We start from the raw sequence: 13,671 nt of genomic DNA, 5'->3' as shown, positions 1-13,671 counted from the left end.
TAGCAGTATTTTTATTTTTTTAGTAATTTGTTATGATTAGAATGGATTTTTTAAGAAACTGAAGTAGGTGGAATCATGCAATATCAAGTTTTGCTATATTACAAATATGTATCCATAGATGATCCAGAGTCTTTTAAAGAAGAACACCTTGCATATTGTAAGGAGCTTGGATTGAAAGGTCGGATCTTAGTTGCCCATGAAGGGATAAACGGCACAGTATCCGGAACAGTCGAACAAACCAATAAATATATGGACGATATGAAGAATGATCCTAGGTTTGCAGACACGGTCTTTAAAATAGAACCTTCAGAAACTCACGCATTTAAAAAGATGAAAGTAAGGGTGAGACCTGAACTCGTTCATTTAAGTCTTGAAGATGATGTTAATCCAAATGAAACTACCGGAAAACATCTTTCTCCAAAAGAATGGCTTGCAGCTATGGAGCAGGAAGACGTTGTAATCTTAGATGCTCGCAATACGTATGAATACGATCTTGGCCATTTCAAAAATGCGATTAGACCAGATGTAGAGACATTTAGAGAACTCCCTCAATGGGTAAGAGAAAACTTTAGTCAGTTTAAAGATAAAAAAGTCTTGACGTATTGCACAGGCGGAATTCGCTGTGAAAAGTTCTCTGGTTTTCTTATTAAAGAAGGATTTAAAGATGTTTCTCAATTAGAAGGGGGTATAATTAGCTACGGTTATGACCCAGAAACAAAAGGGAAACGTTGGGATGGAAAATGCTATGTATTTGACGAACGAATCTCCGTACCTGTCAATCGCACAGGAGAAGAAGCGGTTGTCGGCAAATGTTATCATTGTGGAAATCCTGAAGAACGTTATGTAAAATGTGGAAACCCTGAATGTAATAAGCACTTATTAATGTGTGAAGCGTGCGAGGAGGAACATAGACGTTCATGCAGCAAGGAATGTTACGAGCATCCTTGGAATCGATATGTGAAAGAACTAGAGGCAGGAAGTTTTTCAAACTAAGAGGGTAGTATAAACAAACCGGTTGATTTTTGCTGGTCTTTTCATTTGCTCTTTTAATTTGTTATAATAAAGCGTAATGTCTACGAGAGGGTGCAAAGAAATGCTACCAATTGTGTTTCCGGAGAATAAACTAGAATATATACCTGCTTTTATAACACTCGCCATCTTCACCATTTTTGCTTGGCGAACCGTTGTATTTTTTAAAAAGCATTCTGCAAGAGAATTACAAAAAGCTCAATTAATAGAAGAGGATTTATTAAGTAAAGAGAAGCAAAACAAGGACTTATAACAAGTTCTTGTTTTTTTTTTGAAAAAAATTTATTTTTCTATGAATAGGTTTTCAAAATTAACTCATACTACTCTTAACGGAAAAACAACTCTGTCTTTTCCGTACATATTATCTCCCAAAGGAGGGAAATCGCATGGCACGTAACCAAAGCAACCAAATCGTAGTTCCTGGAGCACAAGGAGCTCTTGATGCAATGAAGCAAGAGATCGCTGCTGAGTTCGGAGTACAACTTGGACCAGACACAACTTCTCGTGCAAACGGATCTGTTGGTGGCGAAATCACTAAGCGTCTTGTAGCTCAAGCGCTAGGCGGACTTCGTTAATCCAGCAACCTCCTTGTAAGAAAAGACCCGGGATTCTCTCCCGGGTTTTTAATTTTTATCACCACAAGCCTTTCTCATTTAACTATTTGCATAGATCCGGTCTACTGCATTTAGATTAACGTTCAGCTTCAAATTATGTTCATCACGTAATCTCTTAAAAATTTGAAGTGTTGTTTCAATTTGTTCTTCTGTGTGACTTGCGGTAGGTATGATTCGGAACATGAACAATCCTTTTGGAATTACTGGATACATGACTGCCTGAAGAAACAACCCGTTATCACGTAAGTATTTAACCCAATGAAGTCCCATTTGAAGGTCGCCCCCAGGAACATAAACAGAAATAATTGGGGAAGGAGTATCTGCGACAAAATAACCTAATTTTTTTAAACCGTTAGAGAGGCTTTGTGATACCTGGAAAAGTCGGTGTCGGCGGTCATGACCAGACGAAATGAGTTCTAAAGTTTTACGAAGGCTTTTAACATAAACCATCGGCAAGCTTTTAGCGAAGATTTGTGTTCTTGCATTATAATGGATCCAATCTACGACTTCCTTGCTCGCCGCTGAGACACCGCCAATAGCAGTAAAGGCTTTAGCAAAGGTAGATAGGTATATATCTACTCTATCCTGAACGCCAAAATACTCACCGACACCTTTTCCGCATGGTCCCATTACACCGAACCCATGAGCATCATCAACAAAAAGACGTGCGTCATATTTTTCTTTTAGGTCACAAATGGCATCTAACTTTGCGATGTCGCCAGTCATTCCATATACTCCTTCAGTGAGAATGAGGACACCGCCTTTTCTATTCTTATTTACGGATTTTAATAATTTTTCAAGACTGTTCATATCATTATGGCGGAAAACACGAAGATTTCGTGGGTCGCTTACAGCTAATTTAGCTGCGTCTATGATGGAAGCATGGCATAGTTTATCCATGATTATGATATCATCTTTTCCAACAAGTGAAGCAATCGTGCCGATAATACCTAAGTAACCAAAGTTAAAAAGAATAGAAGACTCTTTTTCCGCGAAAGAAGCGAGTTCTTCTTCAAGTAGAACATGTTCTCGCGTATTGCCGCTTACCATGCGGCAGCCCATCGGACCACTGACTCCCCATTCTTCTGCTGTTTCCACGGCAACTTTTTTTATTTCTTCGTTTTCTGCCAATCCCAAATAGTTATTTGTTGCCCACATAATCTTTTTTTCTCCATTAAACGACATCTCTGTTCCAGGGACAGAATCTAAAATGGGCGATACAAAATATTGATCATGTGAAACTCTAAAGTCACCGAAATAACCTTCATTCGTTTTGCATTTATCAAAGATATCCCTATACTTTGTTTGAAGCTGCGTCACAAGAAAACCTCCCCATTATTATTTTCGTTGTTTTTTATTTCGGTAATTTTTTACAAAAACCTTCAATTTTCGATAAAAATTTTTAAAAAATTCCTTTTTAGAAATGGTAATAGAAATAGCTTTTATACGGTATAATGAAAGCGTTGACAAAAAAAGAGCTATAATGTCCTATGGGGAGTGGATCAAATGACAGAACAGAAAAAAATGGACAGTAAAGAATCGGAAAAAGGGATTTATACGGACTTTATTAATCAGATGACATATGGAGAATATCTTAAGCTTGATCAAATTTTATCAAGTCAAAAAAGACTTTCTGGCCATCATGACGAAATGCTTTTTATTATCATTCACCAAGTGAGTGAACTTTGGATGAAATTAATCTTGCATGAAACTAGATCAGCGATTTCTTCAATTGAAAATGGAAATCTGCATTCAGCTTTTAAAATGCTTGCTCGCGTATCAAAGATTCAATCTCAAATCATCGAATCATGGGATGTTCTGTCTACACTTACTCCAGCAGAATATATGGAGTTCCGAGATAAACTTGGACAGGCATCTGGGTTTCAGTCTTATCAATACCGCATGATTGAATTTGCTTTAGGATATAAAACACCTCACATTTTAGAAATCTATAAAAAAGATGCAGATTTGCATGAACAGCTTACAGCAGCTCTTCATACACCTAGTTTATATGACGTATCTATTCAAGCACTTGCAAAAGCAGGGCTAAACATTGATGATGAAGTGTTAAACCGCGATGTTACTAAACGTTACGAATATAATCGTTCTGTTGAAGCAGCATGGCTAGAAGTCTATAAAAATGTTGAAAAGTATTGGGATCTCTATGAGTTGGCAGAGAAGTTAGTAGATATTGAGGACTGGCTTCAACAGTGGCGATTCCGTCACATGAAAACCGTTGAACGCATTATTGGATTTAAAGTAGGAACAGGTGGATCCTCTGGTGTAAATTACTTGAAAAAAGTTTTAGATCAGCGTTTCTTTCCAGAGCTTTGGGATTTAAGAACCAGCATATAAGGTATTAAGGGATGGCTAAATGGGCCGTCCCTTTTTTCGTACATAAAATGTATGCCCTGCAAAATAATAAAGAAAGGAACCCCTTAAGGAGCTAAAGAATATGCCGGAACTGCCAGAGATGGAAACATATCGTAACCTATTTAGTCACAATATCATCAATAAACCCATAACTGATGTGGAGATCAATAGAGAAAAATCCATAAATAAACCTGTTAAAGATTTCATTTCCCATGTCCAGGGAAAAACGATTTCTAGTGTTAAAAGAAGAGCGAAGCATCTTATTTTTGAGTTAAATTCTGGCCAGAACCTGCTTTTACATTTAATGCTTGGGGGCTCGATGTTCTTAGGGGAGGACAGGAATTCTCCTGATAGGACGAAACAAGTCATTTTATCTTTTGGTGATCTCAAACTTTACTTTATCGGATTAAGATTAGGTTATCTTCACCTTTTAACAAACGAGGAACTAGAAGAGAAAATGACAAAACTTGGACCAGAACCCCTTTCATTGAGTCTAGAAGATTTTGATAAGATGATTAGCAAGAAAACAGGAGGACTAAAGCCTATACTCGTTGATCAAAAATTCATTGCAGGAATCGGGAACTGTTATTCAGATGAGATTGGTTTTGAAGCCAAACTACATCCTCTTAAAAAAGCAAAAGATCTTACAGGAGAACAAAGAAGATCACTTTACCGTGCAATCAAAACTGTATTAAAGGGTGCAATTGACACCGGAGGATATATGGATCATCCGATGTATGAAGGTGATGAGAAAACGGGAGGATATAACGATCAACGCCTCGTCTATGAAAGGGAAGGGAAAAATTGTTTTCGCTGCGGTACTAAAATTGAACGGGTAGAAAGTTCAACACTTAAATCATTTTATTGCCCGAGCTGTCAAAGGTAATTATGATCGACAGTAAGCAATAGGATATTAATGATAAGGAGCCCTCGTTTTACGAGGGCTCTAATTGTTTTTTGTTACATGAATGGGGGAGTTAGAAACTCTCTCCATTATCATAATTTAACTGCCAGTGAATACCGAATTTATCTGTAACTTGTCCATAAAGTTTGCTCCAGAATGTTTCTTGAAGTTCCATCACAACGTTTCCGCCTTCTTTTAAACCTTCATACATGGATCGTATTTGATCAGCATCTTCATTTACAATGGCAAGGGTGATGTTATTTCCCTCTGTGAAAGGCATTCCTGGAAATGTATCCGAAAACATGACATTGCTTCCATCAATTTGTAGACGAGTGTGCATGACTAAATTTTTAGCCTCTTCTGGAAGTTCGTGGTCTGGGTGCGGAGGCGCTTCTCCAAATGTCATAATTTGAGGCTTTTCTGTCTTGAAAACGTCTGCATAAAACGCTACAGCTTCTCGGCAATTCCCATTAAAAGTAAGATAAACATCGACTGACATTTCTTTCACTCCCATTTACATTTTTTTACGGTTGCACCATTCAATCTTATCACTGAGAAATACCAGAAGACTACATTCTTTTGTCCAGTTAACGAAAAAATGTCTTAAAGATAAGAATATCCTATATGAAATCCCTGTTTCTTTGCGAACAGATATTCGTTAGAATAGGTAGTGAGGTGAAAGCCATGTTTCGAAAAAAATCCATTCAACAAGTTATGGACGTTTTGCGTGATCCGGAAATGTCTAAACAAATTGTACACTGGAAAACCATAGAACCCCGTGACGCGGTATATGTACCGCTCCCGGAAAATTTACACCCAACTATTCAATCCGCTCTTCAAAATAGAGGGATCTCTTCTTTGTATATTCACCAGCTGTCTGCCTATGAAACAGCGCTTAGAAAGGAAAGCTTTGTTGCCGTTACACCTACAGCTTCGGGTAAAACACTTTGTTATAACCTGCCTGTTCTACAAGAGATCTCAAATAATCCAGAAGCAAGGGCGCTCTACCTTTTTCCTACAAAAGCACTTGCTCAAGATCAAAAGTCAGAAATTAATGAACTGATAGATGAAATGGGGTTAGACATAAAAAGCTATACATATGACGGAGATACCCCTGCAAATATTCGTCAGGTCGTTAGAAAAGCAGGAAACATCGTGATGACGAATCCTGACATGCTTCACGCTGCTGTCTTGCCTCATCATACAAAATGGGTAGCCTTATTCGAAAACATAAAATATGTAGTGATCGATGAACTGCACACCTATCGAGGTGTATTCGGAAGTCATGTGGCAAATGTTATTCGGCGCTTAAAACGTATCTGTAATTTTTACGGAAGTGATCCTATATTTATTTGTACCTCAGCGACAATTGCTAACCCAAAAGAGCTGGCCGAACAGCTTACAGGTAATCAAATAACATTGATTAACAACAACGGGGCACCATCAGGAAGGAAACATTTTTTATTTTATAATCCTCCGGTTGTTAACAAACCGCTTAATGTAAGAAGGAGTGCCACTCTGGAAGCACGGAATTTGGCTAAGCTGTTCTTAGAAAATCACATTCAAACCATCGTATTTGCGAGAAGTCGGGTTAGAGTTGAAATCTTGCTTACCTATCTGCAAGAACTGGTTAAAAAAGAATTTGGCAACAAGTCAATACAAGGGTATCGGGGTGGCTATCTCCCAAAACAGCGCCGTGCTATTGAAAAAGGACTTCGAAATGGAGAAATCATGGGAGTTGTTTCAACAAATGCGCTTGAACTTGGGGTAGATATTGGTCAGCTCCATGCTTGTATTCTAACGGGGTATCCTGGATCGATCGCCAGTGCATGGCAGCAGGCTGGAAGAGCTGGAAGAAGGCAGGATGAGAGTGTTGTTATAATGGTTGCCTCTTCATCGCCGCTTGACCAGTATGTAATTCAAAATCCTGATTATTTTTTTGAGCGTTCACCTGAATCGGCCCGGATGAATCCTGATAATTTGATCATTTTAGTCGATCATTTGAAATGCGCGGCCTATGAACTGCCATTTAAGGAAAACGAGAAGTTTGGCAATCAAGAGATCGAAGATGTACTCGAATTTTTAGTAGATGAACAAGTACTTCATAAAAGAGGAAAACATTTTTACTGGATGAATGATTCATTTCCTGCACACAACATCAGCCTGCGTTCAGCTTCACAAGAAAATGTTGTTATTATTGATCAAACAGATGTGGCGGATGTGAAAGTTATCGGTGAAATGGATCGTTTTAGTTCCATGACCCTTTTACATGAAGAGGCTGTTTATCTTCATCAAGGTACTCAATATCAAGTCGAAAAGCTCGATTATGAAGAGAAGAAGGCTTATGTTCGAGAAGTAGATGTTGATTATTTTACGGATGCAAACCTTGCTGTTACACTGAACGTTTTAGAGGTGGATAAAGAATCAAAAGATGACAAAAATGCAAAAGCATACGGAGATGTCATGGTTGTTGCAAAAGCAACGATCTTTAAGAAAATCAAATTTGAAACCCATGATAACATCGGTTCAGGTCCGATTCATCTTCCTGAAGAAGAGCTTCATACTTCAGCAACATGGCTTACTTTTCATAATGAGAATCTTTCTGAGGAAAAATTAGAAGCTGGTTTGTTGGGGATTGCACACGTACTTCGTCATGTTGCACCTCTTTTCGTGATGTGTGATGCAAATGATCTACATGTTGTTCCTCAAGTAAAAGCCGTCCATAATCAGCAGCCTACAATATTTATTTATGACCGTTATCCTGGCGGGATTGGCTTAAGTGAAAAGGTTTATGGATCATGGGACCTTGTACTGGATCAAGCTTTATCTATGATCGAAAAATGTCCGTGTGAAAATGGGTGCCCTTCTTGCACCGGAACACTGGAAGAAGGAAGCAATAGTAAAGCGTTAGCTGTAAAATTAATTACTCAGATAAAAGGAGTGCCAGCTCATGTCGATTCAAAATAAATTGAAACGACTAAAAAAGCATATGGTCCATCCGGTTACTTCTGAGGTTTTAATCTCTCAATCGGTAATAGAGAAGGAACAAAAGACCATTGATCATGCACATTATTGGGAGAAGTTTGGAGCAACACCTTACTTTTTTGAGGATGATTATTGCATCATTCGGAAAGTGGAATATCCGCTCGATCAAATGTGGGGACGGTATCGATTTTCAGATGTTAAGGATGCTGTAAGCAGGTGGCAGGACAGTAAAGAAACTCATCCGCTTAACGCTAAAGATTTGGATGCATCACAACTGCTTTTTTTTGATACGGAAACGACAGGTTTGAGTGGCGGAGCAGGGAATACGATCTTTATGCTTGGGATGAGTCAAGTTAAAGAGGATCATGTGCTTGTCCACCAATTTTTTCTTCCTGGTCCCGGTTCTGAGGTAGCACTTTATCATTATTTTTTAAATCATGTCAAAGAACTTCGGAACCTAGTGACCTATAACGGTAAATCCTTTGATTGGCCGCAAGTGAAAACGAGACATACATTGATTCGTGATTATGTGCCTTCATTGCCGGAGTTTGGTCACTTTGATCTTCTTCATGGAGCTAGACGTCTCTGGAAAGAGTCCTTGCCTGCTGTGAAATTATCCGTTGTGGAAAAAGAGATCCTTGGGGTCCATAGAATTCATGATACTCCTGGTTACTTGGCTCCTATGCTATATTTCCAATATTGTAATGAGGGAGATCCATCTTTACTGGAAGGAGTCTTTCAGCATAACGAATGGGATGTCCTTTCTTTGATCACACTTTATACGCATATGTCTAATCTTGTTCAGGGAAAAGGGATTCGGACCGAGAGAGAAATATTTGAAACAGCTCGCTGGTATGAAGCTTTGAACGAACATGAACGCGCAATTGCTTATTATAATGAAGTGCTTTCAACTGGTACAACACTTCAATACCAATCAAAGAAATCACTCGCAATTTTATATAAAAAACAAAAGCAAATCGATTTTTCTGTTCAATATTGGCTGGAATTAATAAAAGAAAATAATCTTGATGAGGAACCGGCTATTGAACTTTCCAAGTACTATGAACATGTTAAAAAAGATTATGAAAAAGCATTGGATTTTGCCATTCAGGCTTTTGCGATCTGGAAAGACAAAAAGAGGCTTACTAAACGGAAAGAAGAACAGGAAAAACAGGCATTTGTAAAAAGAATCGAACGATTGGAACAAAGAATTAACCAATATTCGTAAATATTCGTCAAATTTATGAATTTATTCAAAATATCTCTTCTCAACTGTCTATGTTTTTTGTAAAATAAGAGAGGACATGAAAATGTTTTCGGAAAAGTAAATTTCCCCTCTTTTTATTCCCCGGGTAAGCGCAAAAAACGTCATAATACCTGAAATTTCAACCTGTTTTTCGTCAATAATCTGAATGGTTCGATTGTTTTCGCGAAATAACCGGAATGGGAAGAGGGAAATGATATATTCTAGGCATGGAGAGATGGCACGTGAAGCAGTGGATTGTTGTTCTATTTTTCGTAATCGTCGGCTTAACCGTTATGATTGGTAATCAAATCAGTCACACAACACAAAACTTTTAGTGAAAAAGCCCGGCTATAGAAAGAGCCGGGTGTTTTCGTTATAGGGGGAATAAAATGCTTCAAACGCTGTTAGTCAGTGGTTATAAGGCGCATGAGCTTGGTATATTTAGTGACAATCACGAAGGGGTATACTACATAAAGAAAGCTCTGCAGCAAAGAATTACATCCCTAATAGATGAGGGACTGGAATGGGTAATAATCAGCGGTCAGCCAGGTGTAGAAATGTGGACGGCGGCAGTTGTTTTTGATTTACAGCTTGAATATCCAGAGCTAAAATTAGCAGTTCTAACGCCTTTTTTTGAACAGGAAACGCGATGGAAAGAAAATGTCCAAGAAAAATATCAAGAAATTCTCTTGAATGCAGATTTTGTAGATTCTGTTAGCCGTAAACCGTATGAAAGTCCTCAGCAATTAAGGGTGAAAAATCAATTTCTTGTTCAAAAAAGTGATGCGATGTTACTTCTTTACGACGAAGAAAAGGATGGGTCACCGAAGTATTATTTGGATGCCGCCAAGCAAAAGCAGGAAATGGACAGTTCATACGAAATCTTATATATTACACCTTATGATTTAGATGTGCTTGTCCAAGAAGAACAATGGAATCGTAATGAGTAAAAAGAGAAAGAATTTGACAATTACGTCATGTAATGAAAAAATAACTTTAGAAATCTTTGTGTGAGGTGATTCACATGAGTGAACAGCGTTTTCATTTAACAGCAAAAGAAATTTTAGAAAAAGACTTCAAACAGGGCTTTCGTGGCTACGATCAAGATGAAGTGGATAAGTTCTTAGATTTAATTATTAAAGATTACGAGAACTTCCAAAAAGAGTACGATGCAGTTGTTCAAGAAAATAACCGCTTGCGTCGTGAAGCTCAGAATTCTTCTGATCAGCCTACTCGAAGAATGCCTGCAGTCACTTCAAGTACGACGAACTCAGATATCCTTCAGCGTTTGTCTAACTTGGAAAAACATGTTTTTGGTAGCAAATTATACGATTGATTCCAGTTTTTATCCATTTGTTTTTATCTATTCGGCATGCTATAATGAATCTTGCTTTTAAAAAACTAAATCAATAACGTTCGGGTAATCGCTGGATCAGATTTCTGGTTTAGAGGAAAGTCCATGCTCGCACGGATCTGAGATGACCGTAATGATCGTGCCTGGCCAAAAAATAAGCCAGGGTAACTTGGTTCGCTCTATGAGCTTACTGGGTTAACGGCAGGGAACGCACCTAAGTCCTTTTGGATATGGTGTTAATACCTTGAAAGTGCCACAGTGACGTAGTCCCAAAGGAAACTGAGGGAGTGGAACGCGGTAAACCCCACGAGCGAGAAACCCAAATTATGGTAGGGGAGTTTCCTATTTCGGAAATGAACGAATAGGAGAACAAAAAGCTAAGGCTTTTTGTAGATAGATGATTACCACCGGTGTACGAGGCCACTAGCCGCTTGCAGTACTAAGGAACAGAACATGGCTTACAGAACGTTATTGGTACCTAATTAAAGCTGAATGAGGGCCCCGCTTACGGGGCTTTTTCTATTTACATAAAAAGAACTTGGGCATACTTAAATTAGAGGATGAATAAGGGAGTTTACAAATATGACAAAACTAAGGCTGATTGCAACGGCTGCAATGGGACTTGAAGCACTAGTAGCTAATGAAGTACGAGCACTGGGTTTTGAAAATGTGCAAGTTGAAAACGGTAAAGTGTATTTTGATGGCGACGAAAAAACACTTGTTAAAGCTAATCTTTGGTTAAGAACGGCTGATCGTGTAAAACTGGTGGTAGGAGAATTCAAGGCTGAAACATTTGATGAGCTTTTTGAAAAAACAAAAGCTCTTCCATGGTCAGATTTCATTCCCGAAGATGGGGAGTTTCCTGTAATCGGACGATCAGTAAAATCGAAGCTCTTTTCAGTTTCTGACTGCCAAGCGATTGTAAAAAAGGCAGTAGTTGATAACATGAAAACTGCGTACAATCGTAAAACCTGGTTCCCGGAAGATGGAGCGTTGTATCGTATTGAAGTAGCCATCCATAAAGACATAGCTACACTTACCATTGATACGAGCGGAACAGGTCTTCATAAGCGCGGGTATCGAGAATTGCATTCTGGAGCCCCAATTAAAGAAACGATGGCTGCAGCTCTGATCATGCTGACAAACTGGACACCTGATAAACCATTTGCAGATCCTTTCTGTGGTTCAGGTACACTTCCCATTGAAGCAGCAATGATCGGGCAAAATATTGCTCCCGGACTTAATCGAGAATTTGCTTCTGAAAAATGGAATTGGATCGATAAAAAGGTTTGGTATGAAGCAGTTGGAGAAGCTCAGGATGTTGCAAAGTATGATCTGCCGCTCGATATCCAAGGTTCAGACATTGACCATAAGATGATTGAACTATCGAAGAACAATGCGAATGAGGCAGGATTTGAAGAGTTTATCACGTTTAAGCAGATGCAGGTACGCGACTTTACTACGAAACAAGAGTACGGTTGTCTTGTAACGAACCCTCCTTACGGTGAGCGTTTAGGGGAGAGAGAAGAAGTGGCACAAATGTATCGCGATCTTGGTAATGCCATGAGACCTTATGACACGTGGAGCGTGTATGTTATCACTTCTAATGAAAAGTTTGAAGAATATTACGGCAGAAGTGCCACTAAAAAACGTAAACTATATAACGGAGATCTGAAAACTGATTATTATCAGTTCTTCGGGAAACGACCACCAAGGAATTATTCCTAAGAAAACTTTTATGAATGATCCGGGTTTGAAGACAAATTAAGCTATATATTGAAAGAGCTGCCTCAGAGAGGCAGCTCTTTCAATATATAGCAGGTGTTGTTGAGAATGTTCTTTTCTTTTTCATGGATTTCATCAATCTACTTAAGTAAAGAAAAGAGGATTAAAGTACTATTTTTCAAAGATCATCGACTAATTTACTATTTTGTAAATATTCTGAATAAATCTAATTTTGTGTATTGTATTCTTTGTTCACTAATTCTATAATGAAAGCGGAAATATTCATTAAACCGGTTTAACGGCCTAAGAGAAGCTTGTCTTAACTTTAAAATAATTCCGTTTCAGGGAATTATTATATTTTTTAACTATTATTAAACCGGTTTAATAATAAAAATTTTTAGGTGATAACAATGGTTACAATAGCGGATGTCGCAAAACAAGCAGGGGTTTCAAAAGGTACTGTATCTAGTGTGTTTAGTAAAAAAAGACCTATAAGTGCAGAGGTTACAGAACGAGTGTTAAATGTAGCAAAGGAACTTAATTATGTACCTAATCATGCAGCTAGAAGTTTGGCAACAAAGAAAAATATGATCATTGGGCTGAAAATGCCTACATTGGATACTGAACTAAGCAGTTTTGATTTAAAGGTCATTAATGGCGTTGTTAAAAAGTGTACGGAAATTGGATATCGCGTTCTTCTAGATCGAGTTTATGATGGTGAAGATACTGCTCTTTTTTCACGGGATCCAGTGGATGGGGTTATCTTATTGAATCCTAAAGAACAAGATCCTAGGATTGTTCAGTACAAACAGTTAAATCTCCCATATGTTCTCATTGGCAGACCTAATAATGAAGATGTAGAAACAAAATACGTAGATAACAATAATATTGAGATTGTGAAAGAGGTAGGAGAGTTTTTAATTGAAAGTGGCCATAAAGATATCCTCTTTCTTAATGCTTCTTACGGAATGACAGTAGCTGAAGATCGAAAAGAGGGGTTCAGAAGAGCATTTGAGAATTTTGGCCTGCATTTTCTAGAAGAAAATGTGATTTATAACGACCAGGAAAAATATAAAAATGGTTCTGATTATGGTTTTTATACTTTGATAGAAACGGTAAAAGAAAAAAAATATACTGCCATCATTGCAGACACGGACCGTGTAGCTTTAGGTGTACTTCGTGCTGCAAGAGAACTCGGCATGGATATTCCAAACGATCTTTCATTAGTGGCATTAAGTAACAATGAGACGCTAGCCCTAGAGACTACTCCCCAATTAACGAGTATAGAATTGTTCCCTGAGAAACTAGGTGAGGAAGCCGCTGAAATTTTGATTAATGTCTTAAATGATCAATTAGCACCAAGACATAAGATGATACCTGCAAAACTAGTCGTTCGAGATTCTTGTAGAAAAACGCACTTGATTCGCTAATAGATCAATTT

Annotated in this window: 13 protein-coding genes and 1 other RNA gene; 12 read left to right on the top strand and 2 right to left on the bottom strand. The window is 38.1% G+C overall.

Going from position 1 to position 13,671, the window contains the following annotated elements:
- Window positions 1-75: 75 nt before the first annotated feature.
- The 3 genes from M3206_RS10760 to M3206_RS10750 all read left to right on the top strand — a co-directional run bounded on the left by M3206_RS10760 (window position 76) and on the right by M3206_RS10750 (window position 1,604).
- Window positions 76-993 (top strand): rhodanese-related sulfurtransferase, encoded by a 918-nt coding sequence (locus M3206_RS10760; RefSeq protein ID WP_251312526.1) that lies wholly within the window; start codon window positions 76-78, stop codon window positions 991-993.
- A 100-nt stretch (window positions 994-1,093) separates the two neighbouring features.
- The gene (locus M3206_RS10755) at window positions 1,094-1,282 is read left to right on the top strand and encodes a hypothetical protein (protein ID WP_251312525.1); all 189 of its coding nucleotides are present in this window, start codon (window positions 1,094-1,096) and stop codon (window positions 1,280-1,282) included.
- 133 nt (window positions 1,283-1,415) lie between these two features.
- Window positions 1,416-1,604 carry an alpha/beta-type small acid-soluble spore protein gene (locus M3206_RS10750; RefSeq protein ID WP_251312524.1) on the top strand — a complete coding sequence of 63 codons (189 nt, stop codon included), beginning with the start codon at window positions 1,416-1,418 and terminating at the stop codon, window positions 1,602-1,604.
- A gap of 78 nt (window positions 1,605-1,682) precedes the next feature.
- Here the strand turns inward: M3206_RS10750 and M3206_RS10745 are convergent, their stop codons facing one another.
- Window positions 1,683-2,963, bottom strand: coding sequence for an aminotransferase class I/II-fold pyridoxal phosphate-dependent enzyme (locus tag M3206_RS10745; protein WP_251312523.1), 1,281 nt, complete (start codon window positions 2,961-2,963; stop codon window positions 1,683-1,685).
- 204 nt (window positions 2,964-3,167) lie between these two features.
- Between M3206_RS10745 and kynA the strand changes: the two genes are divergently transcribed.
- Together kynA and mutM are read left to right on the top strand one after the other, a co-directional pair.
- Entirely contained in the window at window positions 3,168-3,998 is an 831-nt protein-coding gene (gene kynA / locus M3206_RS10740) for a tryptophan 2,3-dioxygenase (RefSeq protein WP_251312596.1), read from the top strand.
- Between the two features lie 100 nt (window positions 3,999-4,098).
- Window positions 4,099-4,902, top strand: a complete 804-nt coding sequence (mutM, locus tag M3206_RS10735; protein ID WP_251312522.1) for a DNA-formamidopyrimidine glycosylase — start codon at window positions 4,099-4,101, stop codon at window positions 4,900-4,902.
- 91 nt (window positions 4,903-4,993) lie between these two features.
- On the opposite strand, the gene M3206_RS10730 is transcribed toward mutM, so the two are convergent.
- Entirely contained in the window at window positions 4,994-5,419 is a 426-nt protein-coding gene (locus tag M3206_RS10730; protein WP_251312521.1) for a VOC family protein, read from the bottom strand.
- A gap of 185 nt (window positions 5,420-5,604) precedes the next feature.
- Here M3206_RS10730 and M3206_RS10725 point away from each other — a divergent pair, with 185 nt between their 5' ends.
- The 7 genes from M3206_RS10725 to M3206_RS10695 all read left to right on the top strand — a co-directional run bounded on the left by M3206_RS10725 (window position 5,605) and on the right by M3206_RS10695 (window position 13,660).
- Window positions 5,605-7,887, top strand: a complete 2,283-nt coding sequence (locus tag M3206_RS10725) for a DEAD/DEAH box helicase (protein ID WP_251312520.1) — start codon at window positions 5,605-5,607, stop codon at window positions 7,885-7,887.
- Complete coding sequence (locus M3206_RS10720; RefSeq protein WP_251312519.1) at window positions 7,871-9,133, top strand: ribonuclease H-like domain-containing protein; 1,263 nt, start codon at window positions 7,871-7,873, stop codon at window positions 9,131-9,133. The genes M3206_RS10725 and M3206_RS10720 overlap by 17 nt, the downstream gene beginning before the upstream one ends.
- 407 nt (window positions 9,134-9,540) lie before the next feature.
- Window positions 9,541-10,101 (top strand): DUF1273 domain-containing protein, encoded by a 561-nt coding sequence (locus tag M3206_RS10715; RefSeq protein WP_251312518.1) that lies wholly within the window; start codon window positions 9,541-9,543, stop codon window positions 10,099-10,101.
- A gap of 74 nt (window positions 10,102-10,175) precedes the next feature.
- Window positions 10,176-10,487 (top strand): cell division regulator GpsB, encoded by a 312-nt coding sequence (gene gpsB / locus M3206_RS10710; RefSeq protein ID WP_077364143.1) that lies wholly within the window; start codon window positions 10,176-10,178, stop codon window positions 10,485-10,487.
- 76 nt (window positions 10,488-10,563) lie between these two features.
- Window positions 10,564-10,971: RNase P RNA component class B (gene rnpB / locus M3206_RS10705), an RNA gene on the top strand.
- Window positions 10,972-11,087: 116 nt separating this feature from the next.
- Window positions 11,088-12,233 (top strand): THUMP domain-containing class I SAM-dependent RNA methyltransferase, encoded by a 1,146-nt coding sequence (locus M3206_RS10700; RefSeq protein ID WP_251312517.1) that lies wholly within the window; start codon window positions 11,088-11,090, stop codon window positions 12,231-12,233.
- Window positions 12,234-12,640: 407 nt separating this feature from the next.
- Complete coding sequence (locus M3206_RS10695) at window positions 12,641-13,660, top strand: LacI family DNA-binding transcriptional regulator (protein ID WP_251312516.1); 1,020 nt, start codon at window positions 12,641-12,643, stop codon at window positions 13,658-13,660.
- Window positions 13,661-13,671: the final 11 nt, after the last annotated feature.

This window comes from Fictibacillus phosphorivorans (genome assembly GCF_023715845.1).
Lineage (GTDB): Bacteria > Bacillota > Bacilli > Bacillales > Fictibacillaceae > Fictibacillus > Fictibacillus phosphorivorans_D.
This window is presented reverse-complemented; position numbering and strand designations above follow the sequence as displayed.